The 20,365-nt window shown below is 61.7% G+C and carries 18 protein-coding genes, 1 rRNA gene and 1 pseudogene; 11 read left to right on the top strand and 9 right to left on the bottom strand.

What is annotated here, in order from left to right:
* Positions 1-168 precede the first annotated feature (168 nt).
* A complete protein-coding gene (locus I7X09_RS26275; protein WP_200314419.1) occupies positions 169-1,290 on the top strand; it encodes a GGDEF domain-containing protein in 1,122 nt (373 codons plus the stop codon).
* Between the two features lie 14 nt (positions 1,291-1,304).
* On the opposite strand, the gene I7X09_RS26270 is transcribed toward I7X09_RS26275, so the two are convergent.
* The 4 genes from I7X09_RS26270 to I7X09_RS26255 form a co-directional block, all read right to left on the bottom strand.
* The gene (locus I7X09_RS26270) at positions 1,305-2,102 is read right to left on the bottom strand and encodes an SDR family NAD(P)-dependent oxidoreductase (RefSeq protein WP_200314417.1); all 798 of its coding nucleotides are present in this window, start codon (positions 2,100-2,102) and stop codon (positions 1,305-1,307) included.
* A 38-nt stretch (positions 2,103-2,140) separates the two neighbouring features.
* Entirely contained in the window at positions 2,141-2,839 is a 699-nt protein-coding gene (locus I7X09_RS26265) for a class F sortase (protein ID WP_200314415.1), read from the bottom strand.
* A 129-nt stretch (positions 2,840-2,968) separates the two neighbouring features.
* Positions 2,969-4,381 (bottom strand): hypothetical protein, encoded by a 1,413-nt coding sequence (locus I7X09_RS26260; RefSeq protein WP_234036718.1) that lies wholly within the window; start codon positions 4,379-4,381, stop codon positions 2,969-2,971.
* Between the two features lie 693 nt (positions 4,382-5,074).
* Complete coding sequence (locus I7X09_RS26255; protein ID WP_200314413.1) at positions 5,075-5,533, bottom strand: carboxymuconolactone decarboxylase family protein; 459 nt, start codon at positions 5,531-5,533, stop codon at positions 5,075-5,077.
* Between the two features lie 49 nt (positions 5,534-5,582).
* Between I7X09_RS26255 and pdxR the strand changes: the two genes are divergently transcribed.
* Positions 5,583-6,977: a MocR-like pyridoxine biosynthesis transcription factor PdxR gene (gene pdxR, locus I7X09_RS26250; protein WP_200318093.1), complete on the top strand. Its 1,395-nt coding sequence runs from the start codon at positions 5,583-5,585 to the stop codon at positions 6,975-6,977.
* Between the two features lie 283 nt (positions 6,978-7,260).
* On the opposite strand, the gene rrf is transcribed toward pdxR, so the two are convergent.
* The 4 genes and pseudogenes from rrf to I7X09_RS26230 all read right to left on the bottom strand — a co-directional run bounded on the left by rrf (position 7,261) and on the right by I7X09_RS26230 (position 8,939).
* Positions 7,261-7,377: ribosomal RNA gene (gene rrf / locus I7X09_RS26245) — 5S ribosomal RNA — on the bottom strand.
* A 1-nt stretch (position 7,378) separates the two neighbouring features.
* Positions 7,379-7,516: pseudogene (locus I7X09_RS26240) on the bottom strand (acetyl-CoA C-acyltransferase); the annotation flags it as partial.
* Positions 7,513-8,175 (bottom strand): 3-oxoacid CoA-transferase subunit B, encoded by a 663-nt coding sequence (locus I7X09_RS26235; RefSeq protein ID WP_003941451.1) that lies wholly within the window; start codon positions 8,173-8,175, stop codon positions 7,513-7,515. The gene I7X09_RS26235 and the pseudogene I7X09_RS26240, both read right to left, overlap by 4 nt.
* Positions 8,172-8,939: a CoA transferase subunit A gene (locus I7X09_RS26230; RefSeq protein ID WP_172436629.1), complete on the bottom strand. Its 768-nt coding sequence runs from the start codon at positions 8,937-8,939 to the stop codon at positions 8,172-8,174. Before I7X09_RS26230 ends, I7X09_RS26235 begins: the two co-directional genes overlap by 4 nt.
* A 167-nt stretch (positions 8,940-9,106) precedes the next feature.
* Between I7X09_RS26230 and I7X09_RS26225 the strand changes: the two genes are divergently transcribed.
* Positions 9,107-9,886 (top strand): IclR family transcriptional regulator, encoded by a 780-nt coding sequence (locus I7X09_RS26225; protein WP_095971793.1) that lies wholly within the window; start codon positions 9,107-9,109, stop codon positions 9,884-9,886.
* On the opposite strand, the gene I7X09_RS26220 is transcribed toward I7X09_RS26225, so the two are convergent.
* The gene (locus I7X09_RS26220; protein ID WP_200318091.1) at positions 9,883-10,485 is read right to left on the bottom strand and encodes a helix-turn-helix domain-containing protein; all 603 of its coding nucleotides are present in this window, start codon (positions 10,483-10,485) and stop codon (positions 9,883-9,885) included. The genes I7X09_RS26225 and I7X09_RS26220 overlap by 4 nt on opposite strands.
* Positions 10,486-10,597: 112 nt before the next feature.
* On the opposite strand from I7X09_RS26220, the gene I7X09_RS26215 reads away from it, so the two are divergent.
* The 8 genes from I7X09_RS26215 to nagB all read left to right on the top strand — a co-directional run bounded on the left by I7X09_RS26215 (position 10,598) and on the right by nagB (position 20,336).
* The gene (locus I7X09_RS26215) at positions 10,598-12,004 is read left to right on the top strand and encodes an MFS transporter (protein ID WP_124567421.1); all 1,407 of its coding nucleotides are present in this window, start codon (positions 10,598-10,600) and stop codon (positions 12,002-12,004) included.
* Positions 12,005-12,113: 109 nt separating this feature from the next.
* Positions 12,114-14,021, top strand: a complete 1,908-nt coding sequence (locus tag I7X09_RS26210) for an alkyl/aryl-sulfatase (RefSeq protein WP_200314411.1) — start codon at positions 12,114-12,116, stop codon at positions 14,019-14,021.
* A 17-nt stretch (positions 14,022-14,038) separates the two neighbouring features.
* Positions 14,039-15,019, top strand: coding sequence for a linear amide C-N hydrolase (locus tag I7X09_RS26205; RefSeq protein ID WP_095971796.1), 981 nt, complete (start codon positions 14,039-14,041; stop codon positions 15,017-15,019).
* A 103-nt stretch (positions 15,020-15,122) separates the two neighbouring features.
* On the top strand, positions 15,123-16,454 hold the full coding sequence (locus I7X09_RS26200) for an MFS transporter (RefSeq protein ID WP_095971797.1): 1,332 nt from the start codon (positions 15,123-15,125) through the stop codon (positions 16,452-16,454).
* Positions 16,455-16,500: 46 nt separating this feature from the next.
* Positions 16,501-17,697, top strand: a complete 1,197-nt coding sequence (locus I7X09_RS26195; protein ID WP_200314409.1) for an anhydro-N-acetylmuramic acid kinase — start codon at positions 16,501-16,503, stop codon at positions 17,695-17,697.
* Positions 17,694-18,569, top strand: a complete 876-nt coding sequence (locus I7X09_RS26190; protein WP_095971799.1) for a MurR/RpiR family transcriptional regulator — start codon at positions 17,694-17,696, stop codon at positions 18,567-18,569. Before I7X09_RS26195 ends, I7X09_RS26190 begins: the two co-directional genes overlap by 4 nt.
* A gap of 69 nt (positions 18,570-18,638) precedes the next feature.
* Positions 18,639-19,556, top strand: a complete 918-nt coding sequence (murQ, locus tag I7X09_RS26185; RefSeq protein WP_185564577.1) for an N-acetylmuramic acid 6-phosphate etherase — start codon at positions 18,639-18,641, stop codon at positions 19,554-19,556.
* Positions 19,557-20,336: a glucosamine-6-phosphate deaminase gene (gene nagB, locus I7X09_RS26180; RefSeq protein ID WP_200314407.1), complete on the top strand. Its 780-nt coding sequence runs from the start codon at positions 19,557-19,559 to the stop codon at positions 20,334-20,336.
* The last annotated feature ends 29 nt before the right edge of the window (positions 20,337-20,365 follow it).

Here is a 20,365-nt window from a genome sequence, read left to right as displayed (position 1 = left end):
AGATGTATTTATACTCCACGCTGGCGCAACCCAGACATGCGGGTCGCCGATCCGAACATCTCGGTCCAATGCGGCATCGATCCAGTTAGCATTGCAAGGTGCCAGACAGCCGAGGAGTCAGTTCGCGATGAATGGCGCACACTCCCGCCTTCGCAGACTGAAGCACTCATGACGTCGCAGATGAAGTCCATGAGGACGCTGACCCGCGAGTGGTTAGCTCTTCCCGATCAATACGACCGCTTCACTCGCTATCTTCGCGACAACGGCCTCACCACTGCCACCCGGCTATTACTTGGCATCATCGTCATCGGGTTGGGCGTGTGCGCGCTACTCAACAGGTTCAGCCCCGCCGGCCCGACGAGCACTATCGCGCTGTTCTTCAACTCTGTCGTCGTGATCTCGTGCTTCGTGGTCGGAGTCTCCTGGTGGGTCTTCGGTCCGACCAAGCGGCGCTCGTTCGGATTCGTGGTGTTCTGCGATATCGCAGTCACGATTTCCGTGGTCGGGGATTCCTCGCAGCTTGCACGATTGCTCACCTGCGTCATTTTTGCGCTGATCGGCATCTACATCGCCTATTTTCACAACCCGAAGTTGCAGATCGCACACCTGACCTTCTCTGTTGTGATGATCGTGGTGGCGGCGCAGCCGATACTGTTCGGCCCGGACCGCGATCCGGCACTGGGTGCTTCGAAAGTGCTGGTCGTCGTCACCGCACTCGTGGTCTGCGCGTTCATCTCACAGATCGTGCTGACGATGCTCAGCATGGACGCATCCAGCTCCGACCTCGACCCCCTGACCGGCCTCCTGAACCGTCGCGGCCTCGATCGCCACGTCGAGAAGGTACTCGCGGAGTTCCAGCGCCAGGAATCGGCAGCCCTACTGGTGATCGCAATCGACATCGACAGGTTCAAGACGATCAACGACGTCCACGGTCACGACGTAGGCGATCGCATCATTCTTCGGGTGGCACAGCGCTTGTCGTCCTGGGCGCATGCTGATGCTGTCGTCGCGCGGGTCGGCGGCGACGAATTCATCCTCGCTCAAAGACTTTCCGTGCCGGCAATCGGTCCGATGCTCGACTCGATCGGGCCTGCCATGCACTCGAATACCGACGAGATCCCGTCGACGTCGAGCATCGGAATCGCCGTGCGCACCCACAAATTGACCGCAGGTGAGGAGCGGGCAACCGCGTTCACGGATATGCAGAAAGTTGCCGATTCGGCGATGTACGAAAGCAAGAGACTCGGCGGCGGACGCGTGCACACGATCGTCACCACCGCGAGCAGGTAGCAGCACGCGAGTTTTCAGTAGTAGACCGGCCCCGGCACTCCTCCGCCCGCTGCCACTGCGTCACCGGTGATAGCGATGCTTCGCGGCGATGCCAGGAAGGTCACGACGTCAGCCACCTCTTCCGCGTCGATGATCCGGTGTATCGAGTTCGTCGCGATACCCCGCTCCACCTCGGCCGCCGAGCGGCCCGACTCTTCCGACTCGCGGGTAATCCGTGCGGTCAACCTTTCGGTTCTCGTCACACCCGGATGGACGACGGTGACGTTGATTCCCTTGGGGCCCAGCTCGTCTGCAAGATTCTTGGTCAGAGCAGAAACACTGACGTTGCGGATCGTGTGGGCGATCGAGGTGGCCTGCCTCGCGCCCAACCCACTGATGTTGATGATCCGACCCCAACCCTGATCGATCAGATACGGCGCCACAGCCCGTGCGGTTCGCAGGTACCCGAGCACTTTCACTTCGACTTCGTCTCGCACGACGTCGTCGGTGGTCGCCTCGAAATCCGTCGGCTTTCCGGCGCTGAACGGAGTCGCTGCGGAGTTGACCAGAATGTCGACACCGCCGAGCTCCTTTACTACTTGCCGCACCGACGCCTGAACCGCGTCGTCGTCGCGTGTATCCGTCACGACTCCGATCGCACGAATTCCGAACTCCGAAACCAAATCTCGTGCAACGCTTTCGACCGTTTGCTCAGTGCGTGCGAGTATCGCGATGTCGACACCTTCAGCGGCCAGACCTCTGGCGATTGCCAGACCGATCCCCTTGCTACCACCGGCAACGATCGCACGCTTTCCAGACAGGTGAAGATCCATACCTGCGACACTATCCAACGGGCACGATTTCCAATGCGTCAGACCATCAGGTCCGCATACAGATAGACGTTGTCGGCGTAGTTGCCCACACCATCCTCGAATTGCAGTTCGCCGCCGCAGGTTACGACTGCCAACTTGCGAGGGCCTTCCGGGCCGGCCAGCACGCTTTCCTCCACACCATCGGCCTTCGGGCGCGTCGTAACCGCAGTCACCTTCCACGACGTGCTCTTGCCCGTCGCGTCTGATGTACGGATCACTTCACCCGGCTCGATCGTGCCCAGGTCGAACAGCGCACCGTTACCCTGGCCGGTCAGATTGACGTGTCCGGCAATCAAGGTCGTGCCGGTGGCGGAATCGAGAGATGCACCATCGAGCCAGATTCCGACGTTCTTGACGTTCTCCGGCGGAGTGAAAACTCCTTCCGGCACGGTGGCGTCCACGATCGGCGCCTGAACCCCGACCGGGTCGAGCGAAAGGGTGTTGGGAGTCATCAACTCATCAGTGGGCGCTGCCGGATTCGCGGAGTGCGACATGACAACTCCCGGACTCAGCGGGATCGCGGCACTGTCATCGGATGATCGCAGGCCGACGAAGGCCATGGAAGCACCAGCGACAAGCACCGCGACAACGGCCAGGATGTACGCGACACGACGCCCCTTGCCGGTGTTCGCGGGCCGATCATCGTCGGGATCGTCGTATGGATTGGATGGATTGGGATCCGACTCGTACATGGTCATCGAACTGTCTCCTGCGGGATTAGGTGCCCCCGGCACCTCTTGCGAATTGACGCCCCCTGCGTCTGATCAGTGCCGGCACCGATCACACAGCCTGTGATCGGTGCCGACGTCTACTGCATTTGCCTGGTGTCAGGAACGCTTACGTCGGAGAGCAACTGCTCCGGCAGCAGCCATTCCGACAAGCCCGAGGCCGGTCACTGCGACGGCGACGTTACGGCCCGAATTCTGTTCAGCAGCACCACCGTCGATGGCAACCGGGCGAGGTCCGGTGGCAGGCTTCGGAGTCGTCGGCGCCGGAGTTGCAGGCGTGGCAACGGGCTGCGAGGGAACAGGGACACCCGGAACTACCGGCACGACCGGCACAATCGGAACGATGGGCACGATCGGAACAATCGGCACGATCGGAACGACCGGGGTTACAGGCGTCGTAGTGGCCGGGGTCGTCGTCGACGGTGTCGTGGTTGCAGGTGTCGTTGTTGCTGGTGTCGTTGTTGCGGGTGTCGTTGTTGCGGGTGTCGTCGTGGGCGCTGCCGCATATCCGACGGTGGCAGACGCATTCATCGAAGCCGGCCGAACGGTGTCGAACGACGCGAAGATCTGGCACTCTGCCCCGGCCGTGTTCCAGTGCAGGTTCTCGACCGAATCCGGAATGACACTTGCGGTCACGGAGTAGTCCCCGGCGTTTGTGGCGGCGAGGCAAAGTTCAACGGCAGTCGGTGCATCTCCGCGACCGTCAACGGTCAACTGGTTTCCACTCAGCGTCGCCTTGGCATTGTCACCACAGACAGTGAGTTCCGTTCCCGCCGAGGACTGAACAGTGATCGGCTTCCGGTACATATTCGTGTTCAGAGTGAAGACGGCGGTCTCCCCGGCCTTCAGAGTGCCCGTCGCCGGCGTCTTGCGGGCAAGATCAAGCGTTTGCGTCACGTTCATGATCTCGACGATGCGAGCTCGCTCGTCGGCGCCGATGTTCCTGTCGCACAGGCCTTTGAAGTCGGCCATCAGCGGATTGTCGTAGTCCGAGACACACCACACCAGCGTCTGGCGCGCCGAACGTGCATTCTCACTGCCATTGCCCGAAACAGTGCCGTCGAGTTTGGCGGGATTTTGCAGCAACCAACTGATGACAGCGAGATCGTCGGCCGACAAATCGGGATTGCCCGAAGACGGCACCGTCGCGCCCATCTCGTCGTTGTGCTTGTCGACCGGCAAACCATTTTCGTCGACGCCGGAACACGGATCGAGATCGAAGTCCGTGCAGTACATCCATTCCGACTTCGCAATTCCGTCGACGTCGCGGACACCGCAGACCGGAGCATCCACCGCCGTCGAGGTACCTCGATCGGTGGTGCCGTACATCGGCACGATGTTGCCGTCGTTGTAATGGTCCAGTCGAACGCCGGAGATGTCGAGCATCTGCTCCGAGGGTGTGTACTCGGTGCCCTCGCACAACCCGGCAGTGAACGCCGGAGCGGCAGCGGTTCGCACCGGCAGTGGCGCGGAGACGGCCGGCGAAGCAAAAGCAACGCTACTGCCGGCCACCGTTACGGCAATAGCTGCGGTTAGCGAGAGTCGGAGAGCAAGCGGCCTCCGCCGTGAACCAGACACAGTCATCAAAGCTTCCCTTTCAAGACATTTCGGTAGCGGGGAGGTTGCCTGGAATCCCAAGACCACGCGGTCCAGCACTCACTTCCGAGAGGATCGGCCAGCTACTTTTGGCAACCGGCCAGTTACTAGATGGCAATGTAGTGCATGTTTCAAGAAAGTCCACCCACGCTCCGAGCAGGCGAACGTCGCAAGGCACTACGGGCGACAAGTTAGCCAAGTCGGTGACTGGAATCTTGTCCAACCGCACAACCGTCACGATCAACCCAAAAATGGCTCACCCAACCCCGAAGATCACGGCAATCCTCGACTGCTAGCCAGTCGATAACTCACGGTTTCCCGGGAAACCCACAGGAAGGGGCGCTTTCGGTCCGTACACAAAAGAAGGGGCCCGCATGGCGGGCCCCTTCAGTGGATAATTCAACAGAGACTGCTTTGTCGGAATCCCGACAATCTGCGGGCGTCCGGCACAGCCTTCCGACCAAGACTATGTGATTTGCATCACATTCAAAGATTCAGTCGGTTTTGTTCACAGTAGAAAGCAATCTTTTGGTCCTCTTTGGAGTGATTGCCCAGATCTCCGACCGAGACAGCCGGTCGCCGATCGCACGTGACGAATGCGGCTCGGGGTCAGCTCCGTACCGGCGGCGCCTTCCTCGTGGTCACCGCGATGCGATTCCACGCATTGATCGTCAAGATGACGCTGATGAGCTGGGCCAGTTCCTCGTCCGAGAACTCTGCGGCGGCCTCGCTGTACACCTCGTCCGGAACGAAACCGTCGGTAAGGACTGTCACGGCCTCGGTCAAAGCGAGTGCGGCGCGTTCGCGATCGGAGTACATCCCTCGCGCCTCTTCCCACGCGTTCAGTAGGTAGAGCTTCTGCTCCGTCACTCCGACCTTCCGAGCGTCTCGCGTATGCATGTCCAAGCACCACGCACAATGATTCAGCTGCGACGCGCGCGTGAGTACCAGCTCGACGAGCGTCGGCTCCAGCCCCTTTCGCGCAGCGGCATCCAACGCAATCATGGCGTTGTAGACCTCGGGCGCCAGCTTTGCGATATCCAGTCGTTGTCCTGTTGCTGTAGTCATACTCAAACCGTAATCCCGGAAAGACCCCGAAACATGGTTCAATCCGGTGATGAATTCATGGGCCAATCTTGGGTTCGATCTACATATCGAGTTGCCACAGGGAATCGGGGTTCGCACTGCGCTGCTTCAGACGCTTCGCGACGCGATCGACAGTGGACTGTTGAAGCCCGGCACCAGACTCCCACCTTCCCGCACCCTCGCCGTCGACCTCGGAGTTGCCCGAAACACTGTTGCGGACTGTTACGCCGAGCTCGCCGCAGCTGGGTGGCTTGTCACACGGCCGGGTTCCGGAACCGTGGTCGCCACACTCGCCAGCACACACAGTCGCGAGGTCGAGCCGTCACCGACCCGACGGCGCTTGACCTACAGCCTTCTCCCCGGATCGCCGGACGCGTCTGCGTTTCCCCGCACTGCATGGATTTCGTCCGCCAGACGTGCTTTGACCACCGCGCCGACCGACGCATTCGCGACCACTGATCCCAGAGGCCGAGTAGAACTCCGAAACGCCCTCACCACATACCTGAGCCGCACCAGAGGCGTTCGCGTCGATCCGAACCGCATTGTGATCAGCGCCAGCTCGGGTCACGGGATCTCCCTCCTTGCCCGCGCACTCGGAGGAACGATTGCCGTCGACGCCTTCTGCCTTCACCTGCACCGACAGCTACTTGTCGACGAAGGGCTTCTGACGATTCCCCTATCGGTCGACGAATCAGGCACTTGCACAGACGAATTGGCGTCAACATCTGCTGAGAGTGTTCTGCTGACACCGACCCATCAGTTCCCCCTCGGAGGCCCCCTCACACCGGCGAGGCGCGCGACCGCTCTCGAATGGGCCGCGACTACCGGCGGCGTCATCATCGAGGACGACTATGACGGCGAATTCCGTTACGACAGAAAGCCTGTCGGCGCACTCCAAGGAATTGCGCCGCAGCACGTCGCGTACCTGGGCACTGTCAGCAAGACACTGTCGCCGGCCATTCGCATCGGATGGATGGTGTTGCCGGACAGGCTGATCGATCCCGTCCTCGCGATAAAGGGACCCTACGAACGCTGGGTCAGTTCAACGGATCAATTGACCTTGGCGGACTTCATCGAGTCCGGAAGATTCGACAGTCATATTCGAAAGATGCGGACCTCGTACCGACGACGACGCGATCAACTGGTTGCGACCCTTGCGCAGCGAGTACCCCAGGTCAAGGTCGAGGGGATCTCCGCGGGACTTCACGCTGTGATCCGTCTTCCCTCCGGCACCGAACAATCTGTGCTTGCAGCGGCCAAGGCGCGCGATCTCGGGCTCGAAGGGCTGTCCGTCTTCCGACATCCCGACGTGTCGTCAGTCGGCGGCGGTGACGGCATCGTCGTCGGCTACAGCACGCCGACGCAGTCGCAGTACTCGAGGACGCTGGACGTGCTCTGCGAGGTGCTGCAGGCGGCTCTGCGATAACGCCTGTCGGTTCTGTCCAGCCGTTCACCTGCCCTGCCCTGCCCCGATCGTGTGAACGGTACGTTCGGTCGATCTGAGGCGATGAAGGTACCGTTCGCTCGACGTCGGGCGGGGTGGTGCGCCGGCCGCGACGGTGCCGGCAGTGGCCTGCCCTGATGTTGTGAACGGTACGTTCGGTCGATCTGAGGCGACGAATGTACCGTTCGCTCACGGTCGGGGGGTGTGTTTTGGGTATGAGAAAGCCCCCCAACCATGACTGGTTGGGGGGCTTCTCTTACAGTGTGTTCGGCGGTGTCCTACTCTCCCACACCCTGTCGAGTGCAGTACCATCGGCGCTGAAGGGCTTAGCTTCCGGGTTCGGAATGGGACCGGGCGTTTCCCCTTCGCTATGACCGCCGTAACGCGACTCCGGACTTGTCGAGGGCGCCTTTGATGGCGATGCCGCCGAGGTCGGACCCGGAGAGGTCTTTCAACGATCCGAGGAGTCGACCCATCGGGGTACGAGCTCCCGCAACAATCACAGTGGTCGTGTCGGTCATGCCAGTTCAACTTTCAGTTCGGTGCCGGTTGCGGCGACTACGTCTTCGACGCTGACATCGGGGGCGAGTTCACGCAGGACGAGTGGGCCGTCCTCACTCACGTCGATGACGGCGAGGTTGGTGATGATCCGATTCACCACGCCCTGGCCGGTGAGCGGCAGTGTGCAGGCGTCGACGATCTTCGGGTTACCGTCGCGGTCGTTGTGCTCCATGACGACGATGACACGACGGGCACCGTGGACCAGGTCCATCGCGCCGCCCATGCCCTTGACCATCTTGCCGGGGACCATCCAGTTGGCGAGGTCACCGGTCTTCGATACCTGCATGCCGCCGAGGACCGCGGTGTCGATGTGTCCGCCGCGAATCATCCCGAACGAGAGGGCCGAATCAAAATATGCTGCACCGGGATTGACGGTGACCGTCTCCTTGCCGGCATTGATGAGGTCAGGATCGACGTTGTCCTCGGTGGGATACGGTCCCGTTCCGAGAATTCCGTTCTCCGAGTGCAGGACCACGCGAACGTCCGAGCCCAGGTATCCGGGAATCAGTGTGGGAAGACCGATTCCGAGGTTGACGTACTCGCCGTCGATCATCTCGGCAGCCGCCCGTGCTGCCATCTGCTGGCGCGTCCAACCCGTCACTGTCACTGGTGCGGTCATCGTGTGGTTCCTTCCGAAGCGCTGACGGTTCGCTTTTCGATTCGCTTGTTCTGAGGTCCGGTGTGGACAACGCGCTGGACGAACACCCCAGGTAGATGCACTGACGCCGGGTCGATTTCACCGGGTTCGACGAGGCGTTCCACCTGCGCGATGGTGATGCGACCGGCCATGGCAGCGAGAGGGTTGAAGTTCATTGCGGTCTTGTCGAACACGAGGTTGCCGTCGGTGTCACCGAGAACAGCGTGTACGAGCGCGTAGTCGGCGTTGATCGCCTCTTCCATCACGTAGCGCTTGGTTCCGAAGACGCGAGTCTCCTTCGGAGGCGATGCAATAGCGATCGAGCCGTCGGCGTCGTAGCGCCATGGCATTCCGCCGTCGGAGATGGGGCTACCCACGCCGGCCGGTGTGAAGAACGCCGGGATTCCGGTTCCGCCGGCGCGCAGACGCTCGGCGAGCGTGCCCTGCGGCGTCAGTTCCACTTCGAGTTCGCCGGCCAGGTACTGCCGTGCGAACTCCTTGTTCTCGCCGACGTACGACGCGGTCACCCGCCGGATGCGTCCCGCGCTCAGCAAGATTCCGAGACCGTGATCGTCGACGCCGCAGTTGTTGGAGAACACTTCGAGGTCGGTTGCGCTCGTTGCTGCGATCGCGTCGATCAGTACGTCGGGTATGCCGCACAAACCGAATCCGCCGACGGCCAGCGTTGCGCCGTCGACGATGTCGGCGACTGCGTCCGCTGCGGACTCGTACACCTTTGCTGTCATGTTCTCTCCCTGCCAAGCGTTCATTGAGTAGACACTCACTCACTTCGGTATCCAGTGAACTATCTCCAGTTCACAGGTTCAAGGAATCTCGACCATCAATGCAGAACTGATCGGCTACTGATCATCTGAAGAAATTTCGTTCACTCAATGGACGCTAGGATGGCTGCATGCCAACTCACGAGCAATCGCCGGCCATGGTCGCGCGGGTGGCGGCACTTCTGCGAGCTCTCGGCGCGTCCGAGCCAACGGGTACTTCCACCACGGAACTGGGCAAGGGCACCGGCCTCGCTCGCCCCACCGCGCATCGGCTCCTCACGTCTCTGGCTGCCGAAGGACTGGTCGACCGTGATGCGAGAACCGGTCGGTGGTCTCTCGGTCCGGAGTTGTACCTGCTGGGGGCGGCGGCGGGAAACAGGTACGACATCACCGACCGCGCTCGCGACGTCGTCGACGAACTTGCCCGGGTCACGGGGGAGAGCGCATTCCTGTCGGCACGTCGAGGTGACGAGACAGTCTGCGTCCTGAATCAGGAAGGCAGTTTTCCGCTGCGATCCCACGTGTTGCACGAGGGGAAGCGATTCCCGTTGGGAGTCGCGTCGGCCGGCCTTGCCATCTTGAGTCACCTACCGACGCGGGACGTCGACGACTATTTCGTCCGAGTGAATCTGGAACCGGAATGGGGCGAGATCCACAGTGAGACGTCAATCCGCGAGCGAATCGAGTCGACGCGTGTCACCGGCTACGCCGTCAATCCGGCTCTCATCGTCGAAGGAAGCTGGGGGATGGGTGCCGCGGTGTTCGACCGCAACGGTCGCCCGGCCTGGGCGCTGAGCCTGACCGGAGTGGAAACTCGCTTCCGGCCCGCACGCCATGCCGAGTTGGGAACGCTACTCCTCGAGCACGCTCATACACTGTCGAACCGACTGAAAACGCATGCAGTGAACTAGCTTTCGTGAACGAGGTCTTGTGGAGTAGTCGTTCTTGCCGTCGTGCGCACATGCGCCTTCTCGCCTTGCGGGCCGAACAGATGCAAGATTTCCACCACCTGTTCATCGGCGGGCCCGAACCAATGGGGCTCGGCAGTGTCGAACTCCGCGACTTCACCGGGGCGCAGGACAACCTCGTTCGTACCCAGAATGACACGCAGATTCCCGGCGAGGACGTAGAGCCATTCGTAGCCGGCGTGGGTGACGAGCTTCGGTGGACGTGGACCGATCACCTGCTTGAACACCTGCACGCGTCCGGGATAACGCGTTAACGGAACGACGGCACTGCCGTTCTTGCGTCGACTCGGAGTGAGGTGAACCCGGGGATCGCCCGTAGCGGGAGCGCCGACGAGTTGGTCCAGTGCAACCCGATGAGCCCGCGCGAGCGGTAACAGCAGATCGAGGGTCGGACGACGGTTACCCGATTCGAGGCGTGAGAGTGCGCTGACGGAGATACCGGTGGCCTCGGACAGCACCTCGAGAGTCAACCCGCGATCGCGTCGAAGCGTGCGCAGCCTCGGTCCGATATCGGCGATCAACTGCTCGAATTCAGCATCCATGCTGTCCATCTTTGCAGTTTCTGCAAGTTTTCTAACGGGTTCGCAGGTGTGCGGGTGACGATCCTCGCGGCAGTCGAGCACGGCAGAACACTTCGAGAGATGGAGTCCGACCATGAAACCTTCGAGCGGGACCGACGAAACGCAAGTGATCGGACTTGATGCAGGGCGGCGATGGGGAGTCCTGGCGATCTGCTGCACGAGTCTGTTCGTCGTCGGGTTGGACACGACCATCGTGAACGTGGCCCTGCCGACGATCGGGGAGGGATTTCGTGTCGGAACCCGTGGTCTCGAATGGGTCGTCAACGCGTACACACTTGTGTTGGCGAGCTTGCTGATTTCGTCCGGAGCGGTGGCCGATCGTTTCGGCAGGAGACGAGTTTTTCAGATCGGCCTCGTTGTCTTCGGGGTGGCGTCGATCGCCTGCGCACTCGCTCCGTCCGTCGGGGTGCTGATCGTTGCGCGGATCTTCCAGGGCGTCGGCGGGTCGATGCTCAGCCCGGTTGCCCTCGCGATCGTGGTCAACGTGATGACCGACCCGAAGGAGCGGGCCAAGGCGATCGGGGTGTGGGCTGCCGTCTTCGGCCTGAGTATGGCGGCCGGTCCGATCGTCGGCGGGGTGCTCATCGAAAGTTTCGGCTGGCGATCGGTCTTCTGGATCAACGTGCCCGTGATCTTGGCCGTGCTCGCCCTGACTGCTGCGTTTGTACCGGAGTCCCGAGCGCAGCAGTCGCGACGTCTCGATCTTCCCGGTCAGCTGTTGCTGGTGATTCTTGTCGGCGGTGCGGTTGCCCTTCTGATCGAGGGTCCGCGAATCGGTTGGTTCTCTGCCGCGGCGACGGCCGGGTACGTCGTCGTCGCTGCAGCGTTGGTCGCGTTCATTCGCGTCGAATCACGAAAGCACGAGCCACTCATGGATCTCGCACTGTTTCGCCGACGGCCGTTTTCGTCGGCCGTGATCGGCGCGGTCGTGGTGTTCGTAGCCTTGAACGCGACGCTGCTGCTCGGGACGTTCTATCTCCAACACTCCCGCGGTATGAGTCCGGCCTTGGCCGGTGCGATCACCCTCCCGATGGCTGTTGCAGCAACGGTCTGCGCGCCGTTGTCCGGAATTCTCGTCGGGCGCTTCGGTCCGCGGCGGCCGCTACTGATCGCCGGTAGCTTCACGACACTCGGCGGGCTGTGCCTGGTCGCGCTCGACAACAACACGGCGATTCCGACGCTGTTGGCCGCCTACCTGTTCCTCGGTATCGGATTCGGGTTCTCGAATGCCCCCATCACCAACACTGCCGTCAACGGGCTGCCGAGATCGCAGGCCGGGCTTGCCGGTGGAATAACCTCCAGTGCACGCCAATTCGGCGCCGCTCTCGGTGTGGCGCTGGCAGGAGGGATCATCGGTGGCAGCGCCCCGGTGGATGTCGCGCAAGCATCGAGGCCGGGATGGATCCTGGTTGCCGGGTGTGGGCTCGCAGTCCTGGCGATTGCACTTGCATCTCGAAATTCCGAGGAACCGAACGGATAACCACCGAGCGTCCGCTCGAGCTTCACCCTGCGCGGGTGATTCCAAGTGTGTTCGCACCCGATACAGATGATGGGGTATCTGATCGACTCGTATCCGAGCGGGGAGTGCCATGTGCCAGACACCTAAGGACGCAACACCGGCCACGGTCGCGGCGAATCGCGAAGCGCTTTCGCGGTATGCCATGGAGGACCGGCAAGATTTTGCCGATGCCGATCGCGGTCTGATCGCCCCGTTGCCGGGCAAGGTGGTGGCCGATGACGGGCACGTTGTCTTCGACCCCGAGGCAATGGCGTACATCGGTGACGACGTTCCGGCACCCGACACCGTCAATGCGAGCCTGTGGCGCCAGGGTCAACTGATGCGTCGCGGAGGGCTCTACCAGGTAACGGATCGTCTCTATCAGGTCCGAAACAACGATCTGGCCAATTTGACGGTTGTCGAAGGTGACGAGGGGCTGATCGTCATCGACTGCATGGCAGGGGTCGAATCGGCACGGCAGGGCATGAAGATGATTCGCGAGCACGTCAGCGACAAGCCTGTCGCGGCAATCATTTACACGCACACACATATCGATCACTACGGCGGCGTCAAAGGGATCGTCGACCTCGACGACGTGACGTCGGGGCGAGTGCCGATCATCGCGCCGGGCACGATCGCCTCGTTCGACAAGTTTGCAATCGGTGAAAACGTCGTCGCGGGAAATGCCATGGCGAGACGGTCCTTCTACGCATTCGGCGGGTTGCTCGACCTCGATGCCAAGGGGATGGTCACGTGCGGCATCGGCACGATCAGTACTCGAGGTCCACTGATTTCGTATATTTCTCCCACTGACAGCATCACGGAGACCGGAACCAAGCGCGAGATCGCCGGTCTGGAGTTCGAGTTCCTGTACGCCCCTGATACCGAGGCGCCGGAGGAGATGCACATCTGGATTCCGGAACTCGCGGCCCTGACGTGCGCCGAGAACGCCAACCACTCACTCCACAATATTCAGACGTTGCGTGGCGCGCGCACCCGCGACGCTCGGAACTTCGCTCGCTATCTGGACGAGACTCTCGAACGGTGGGGCGACGAAGCTGCGGTTCACTACGGACCGCACACCTGGCCGGTGTGGGGCAACGAGAACCTGGTTCCGTTCATCGAATCTCAAAGGGACACTTACAAGTACATTCACGATCAGGCGCTCCGCCTCGCGAACAAGGGGTACACGCCGCTCGAAGCCGCCGAGGTGATCGAACTGCCGGACGAGCTCGCGCGCAAGTGGTACAACCGCGGATACCACGGAACTCTGCACCACGACGTGCGCGCCGTGTACACCAAGGAACTGGGAATGTGGGACGGCGATCCGGTGACGCTTCATCCACATCCGCCGGTTGAATCGGCGAAGAGGTTCGTCGATCTCCTTGGTGCGCAGAAGATCCTGGACGAGGGTAAACGGGCCTTCGAGGCTGCGGACTACCGATGGGCGGCGGAGATTCTGCACAAGTTGGTTTTCGCGCAACCGGAGAACACCGAAGCGAGGAATCTCCAAGCCGACGTCTACGAGCAGATGGGTTATCAAGCCGAAGGGCCTCAGTGGCGTGGAATCTATCTCTCGGCCGCCCTGGAACTACGCGAAGGTGCCCAGCCTGCCCCGTATGTCACGGCGAGTCAGGACAGTGTCCTCGCGATGCCCATCGACATCCTCTTCGACTTCGTCGCAATACATCTGATCGGCGAGAAGGCAGCCGACGCGGACCTGCGCATCGATTTCGTGTTCACCGATCACAGCGACGAGGCATGGACCGTGTGGGTCAAGCGCGGCGTTCTCAACGCACGTAAGGGCGCGTCACCGAACACACCACTGACCGTCTCCGGACCGAAAGCCGCACTGGTAGGGGCACTTCTACAGCCGGGCGCCGCCGCCCAACTGGCCAAGGCGGGGAAGATTTCGCTCGACGGAGACGGATCGGCGCTGGAGACGCTGGGAGGGTTACTGGACACTTTCGATCCCAGTTTCAATATCGTCACACCGTAACGAAGGGAGAGCTCTCGATGTGCACACGCTTGGTCTACCTGGGGCCCAACGACACTGTGATCACGGCTCGATCGATGGATTGGAAGGTCGACCTCGGAACGAACCTCTGGGCGTTCCCACGCGGCATGACCAGAGAGGGTTGCGCGGGTCCGAACTCGATCCAGTGGACGTCGAAATACGGAAGTGTTGTCGCGACGGCCTACGACATGTGCACGACCGACGGCGTCAACGAGGCTGGGTTGTCGGCCAATCTCTTGTGGTTGGTCGAGTCCGAGTATCCGACGTACGACGGTTCGAGCCCGGGATTGTCGATCGCGGCGTGGGCGCAGTACGTCCTGGACAGCTTTGCGACAGTTCGGGAAGCGGTCGAAGTGCTGTCGTCGGAACCGTTCACGGTGGTGACCGCTGCCGTTCCGGGCGAAGACCGCCTCGCCACGCTGCACATGTCGCTTTCGGACGCTGGGGGAGACAGCGCGATCATCGAGTACATCGGTGGACGTCCGACGATTCACCACAGCCGCGAGTACCAGGTGATGACCAATTCACCCATCTTCGATCAGCAACTCGCCGTCAACGAGTACTGGAAGCAGATCAACGGAACCGTCATGCTGCCCGGAACCAACCGTGCCGCTGACAGATTCGCCCGGGCGTCGTTCTACGTGGATGCGATACCGCAGACGGACGATCCTCGATCGGCCTTGGCATCCACTTTCAGCGTCATCCGGAATGTTTCGGTACCCCTGGGTATTTCGACTCCCGACGAGCCCAACATCTCGTCGACCCGATGGCGCACGGTCGTCGACCACAAACGTGCGCTTTATTTCTTCGAATCCGCGATGACGCCGAATACCTTCTGGGTGGACGTGGCGTCGATGGATCTCGGAGAAGGGACTGCCGTTCGAAAGCTCGGGTTGGGTCCGAACGAGAGCACCGTCTACTCCGGCGACTCCACTGATCGGTTCGAACGGGCGGAGGCATTCACGTTCGCAGGTGCATAGGGATTCGGGACCCACAAAAACCCAGTTGTGAAACTTCTTGACATTTCTACTCCGTTCAGATGAAACTTTGTTGCATATTCGGGTTTCGTCAACGGAGGACGGCATGGGCATCACAGTGCAGACACGGAACGATGGTGCGCAGCTCAAACGGCGCAGGGCGCTCGTCGCCGGCTCCGTCGGAAATTTCATCGAGTGGTACGAGTTCGGTGTGTACGGGTTCTTCGCGACGATCATCGCGTCGAACTTCTTCAGCGCAGACGGCTCCGGCGACCTCGAAAGCCTGATCAAGACCTATGCGTCGTTTGCGCTGGCGTTCTTCTTCCGCCCAGTGGGTGCCGCACTGTTCGGTCGACTCGGTGACCGCATCGGCCGACGCCCCACCTTGGTGATCGTCCTTCTGTTGATGTCGGGTGCGACGACTCTGATCGGCGTGCTGCCCACCTACGAGAGCGTCGGAATTCTGGCACCGCTGCTCTTGACGGTCCTTCGAATCCTCCAGGGATTGTCGGCGGGCGGTGAGTTCGGTGGTGCTGTATCGGTGATGACCGAGTTCGCTCCGCCCGGGCGACGTGGGCTGTACGGCTCGTGGCAGTCGTTCACCGTCGCACTCGGACTGCTCGCCGGTGCGGGTATCGCGGCACTCCTCGCCACCGTGCTCGACTCGGGACAGCTCAGTGACTGGGGCTGGCGCATCCCGTTCCTCCTTGCACTTCCGATGGGTCTGGTTGCCCTGTGGCTCCGGCTCCGGCTCGAGGAAACGCCGTCGTTCGAGCGTGCTCGATCGGTCCAGTCAGAACCGACAGCTGAAACAGCGGTGCCGGTAGTGCAACCGTCTGTCGGGGAGACTGCCAGAGCGATCCTGCTCGGAATCGGGCGGTTGATGGGGTGGTCTGCTGCCGGTTACACCTTCCTCGTGGTGATGCCTACCTATCTTCAGAGTTCGCTCAACGCGACCTTCCATCAGGCGCTGGTTGCTTCCGTGCTCGCCAATGCGGGCTTCGCGGTGACCATTCCGATCGCGGGTGGACTCAGCGATCGCATCGGACGACGCGCGGTCATGCTCACCGGCACCGTGATAATTCTGGTCTTGGCTCTGCCGCTGCTCAACGTCCTGCAGAACGAGCAGACGTCTCTGACCGCCAAGGGATTTGCAGTCTTTGCCGCCGGCGCCGCAGTGGGACTCGTTGCCGGACCCGGACCTGCGATGCTCTCCGAGATGTTTCCCACCTCGGTGCGGTACACCGGATTGGGACTCGCGTACTCCCTGTCCAACGCAGTCTTTTCGGGCTGTGCCGGTCTGATCATCACGTGGTTGATCAAGGAAACTTCCAACCTCGATATTCCGGCCTACTTCGTGATGGCGACATGCGCCGTCAGCGCGATCGCCTTGAGTACCTTGCGAGGTAACGCCCACAAGCGGGCACTCGTCGACTGACCGTAGCTTTCCCGAATGCCGAAACAATCCGAGTAAGGGATATTTCATGAGAGTCATCGGCCTGATGTCCGGTACTTCGTACGACGCTATCGATGCTGCCGCAGCAGACATCCGGATCGACGGGGACACTCTTGTGCTGACCCCACTGGGGATGGTCAGCGAACCATATTCCGGTGCGTTGCGGGCAGCGGTGGCTGCTGCGGTACCGCCTGCATCCACCACTGTCGGTCAGATCTGCCAACTCGATACCGAGATCGGACAGGCATTCGCGGCGGTGGCCGCGCGGGCGAACGCGGAACTGTGCGGTGGCAGTGCGGAATTGATCTCCTCACATGGTCAGACGATGTTCCACTGGGTCGAAGGATCGCAAGTAAGGGGCACTCTTCAACTCGGGCAGCCGGCCTGGATAGCCGAGGAGACCGGATGCACAGTCGTGTCGGATCTGCGCTCTCGTGACGTGGCGACGGGTGGTCAGGGCGCACCACTTGTCAGCGCCTTCGACGTATTGTGGCTCAACGGAAGAACTTCGGGCTCCGTCGCGCTCAATCTCGGTGGCATCGCGAACGTCACTGCTCCAGGTGGCGCCCCGACGTCGACGGCAGACGGTGCCGCGGAACCGATTGCCTTCGACACCGGCCCCGCCAATGCGCTGATCGACGCTGCGGTAAGCGAATTCACGGCGGGGGAGCAGTGGTTCGACCTCGGTGGTGCTCTGGGTGCAGCAGGCACCCCGAACGTCGATCTGCTCGCGCATCTACTGAGCGAGCCGTATTACGCGCAGCCCGCTCCCAAGAGCACCGGCAAGGAATTGTTCCATCGAGATTATCTACTCGCCGCTCTGCGTGGTTACGAATCCTTGTCCCTGGCCGACATCGTCGCGACACTGACTGCACTGACCGCCCGAACCGTCGCCGATTCCGTCAAAGGGCTTGCGGCGACCGAAGTGGTGGTATCGGGTGGTGGTACCAAGAACCCGACGTTGATGGCGATGCTTCGCGTCGAACTGGGCGACATTGCGCTCGTCTCCTCGGACGAACTCGGGGTCACCTCCGACATCAAGGAAGCATTGGCTTTCGCGGTACTCGGCTTTCTCACCGCGCACGGATTGCCCGGAAGCATTGCTTCGTGCACCGGTGCGCGTCACGCCAGTGTGCTCGGATCCTTGACGCCGGGAAGCCGTGGGCTGCCTAGAATCACATCGGTGCCCTCAGCTCCGAAAACGATGCGAATCGAGGCGTTATGACTTTGGACCGGAGTGTTCCGGCGTCCGTCGACCTGCTTGCCCGTATTCGCGCATCGTTGAGCAGCCTCTCGCCTGCCGAGCTGCGGATCGCGGAAATCATCGAAGCCGACCCCAGCCTGGCCTCCACGCTGACGGTCAACGATCTCGCCGAGCGAGCGTCGACAAGCACGGCGACAGTGGTCCGCACAGCCAAAAGGCTCGGCTTCGAGGGCTATCCACAGCTTCGTCTCGCGCTGGCGGCGATCAGCGGGTCCAGCGCCGGCGACACGATCCCACTCGGTGTGGACATCGTTGCTGCTGACTCGGCCGGCGAGGTGATGGCCAAGCTTGCCGAGTTCGAGTCCGAACAACTCAAGGGCACGGCGCAATTGACAGATCCTGCTGCGCTCGAAGAAGTTGTCTCCCGGATTCGATCCGCCCGCCGGGTCGAGGTGTACGGTATCGGCGCGTCAGGCATCGTCGCGCAAGACCTCACATTGAAGCTTTCGCGTATCGACGTCAACTGCCGGGTTCATCTCGACCGAGACGCGGCGATGGTGAGCGCCAGCTTGCTCGGACCGGACGACATCGCAGTGGGGATCTCACATTCAGGTGAGACTTCCGATGTCGTCGAACCACTCGCCCTTGCCCGTCGTACCGGGGCATCGACGGCTGCGATCACCGGGGGAGCGCGTTCGACGCTCGCCGTGCAGTCAGACCACGTACTGCTCACTGCCGGTAGAGAATTCGGTTTCCGGTCGGCTGCGATGGCGAGCCGAACCGGCCAGCTGTTGGTAGTGGACACAATTTTCGCGATGGTGGCGCACTCGCTGCCCAGCGCACTCTCTGCTCTGCAACGAAGCCATGACGCCATTGCTTCGAAGCGGCACTGACGAGGAGTCGTCGCTGTGAATCTGACGAGGAGTCGTCTAATGGAACTTGATCGAGGAGGACTCGCCACAATGCACTTGGAAATGCTCTCCACCGAGAGACCCAACCCTCTCACCCGCGATCTCGACGTCATGTCGGTGTCGGATCTGCTGACGGTGATGAATCAACAGGACGCGATCGTGGCCGACGCGGTCGCGGCGGTACTACCTGCCATCGAAGCCGCAGTCGACTTGATCGTCGCGGCACGGGCGCGAGGTGGTCGACTGATCTACCTGGGTGCGGGGACGAGTGGGCGTCTGGGGGTTCTCGACGCAGTGGAATGCCCTCCGACCTTCGGGACAGATCCGGGCGAGGTGATCGGCATCATCGCCGGTGGTCCGGGAGCGTTTCTGAACGCCGTCGAGGGTGCAGAAGACGATCCGCGAGCGGCTGGGGTCGACCTCGACGCAATTTCGTTGAACGCCACGGACGTCGTGGTGGGTTTGGCGGCCAGCGGTCGTACTCCCTACGTCATCGGGGGACTTGACCATGCCCGCGCACTCGGCGCCGCAACAGTGGCAGTCTCGTGCAACCGAAATGCGGCAATGAGTTCGCACGCCGGCGTGGCCATCGAAGTGGAGACCGGCCCCGAGATCCTCACCGGATCGACCAGGCTCAAGGCCGGGACTGCACAGAAGATGGTGTGCAACATGCTTTCGACGGCAAGCATGGTCCGTTCCGGCAAGGCGTTTCACAACCTGATGGTCGACCTTCGGCCTACCAACGCCAAACTGGTCGATCGTGCAAACCGGATCGTCGCGGCAGCCACCGGAGTGGATACCGAGATCGCTGCGGAGACCATCGAAAATGCCGACGGTCACGTGAAGGCAGCGGTCGTCATGTTGTTGGCCGAATGCGACTTCGCCGAAGCAGCCGAATTGTTGGACCGCGCCTCGGGTTCGGTACGTGAGGCCATCGTCGGAGCCGGCAAGAGCAGTGAGGAAGTCTGAATGGAAATCGTCATAGTTCCCAGTCCGGAAGACGGCGGACGAATCGCTGCCGATATCGTGTGCGGCGCCATCGAAAACGGAGCGCGGACGCTCGGTCTCGCGACGGGATCGTCACCGCTGCATACGTATCGGGAGCTGATCAAGCGGCATCGAGAATCTGGAGTGTCGTTCGCGGCGATGAGCGCGTATCTACTCGACGAGTACGTAGGTCTCACGCCCGATAAGCCGAAGTCCTACGCGCACACCATCCGCACGGAACTCGTGGATCATCTCGACATCGACAATGCGCGAGTGTTCAGCCCCGACGGCGGAGCCGCCGATCCCAGTGAAGCGGCCCGACGCTACGACGCAGCCATTGCCGAAAACGGTCCCATCGACGTGCAGATCCTCGGAATCGGCCTCAACGGGCACATCGGTTTCAACGAGCCCTCCTCCTCGCTCGCCTCGCGCACCCGAGTGAAGACCTTGACCGAGAGGACCCGCGCCGACAACGCACGGTTCTTCGCTGACCCGGCTGACGTGCCGCATCATGTGATCACGCAGGGGCTCGGAACCATCAGTGATGCACGGCATCTCGTTCTGATCGCGGACGGCGCCCGTAAAGCGCCCGCGGTCCGGGCGGCGGTCGAGGGTCCGGTCTCGGCATTCTGCCCGGCATCAGTGTTGCAACTGCATCCACACGTGACCGTCATTGTCGACGAGGCAGCTGCCGGCGAACTCCAACTAGCTGACTTCTACCGCTACACAACCGAGCACAAGCCGGCTGCGCAGGGCTACTGAACGGCGTGTTACTGAAAGCGTGTTCGTGT

Origin of the sequence: Rhodococcus sp. P-2 (assembly GCF_016598535.1) — a bacterium.
GTDB classification, from domain to species: Bacteria; Actinomycetota; Actinomycetes; order Mycobacteriales; family Mycobacteriaceae; genus Rhodococcus_F; species Rhodococcus_F baikonurensis.
The sequence above is the reverse complement of the archived record's forward strand: the minus strand, read 5'-3'. Positions and strand labels throughout refer to the sequence as shown.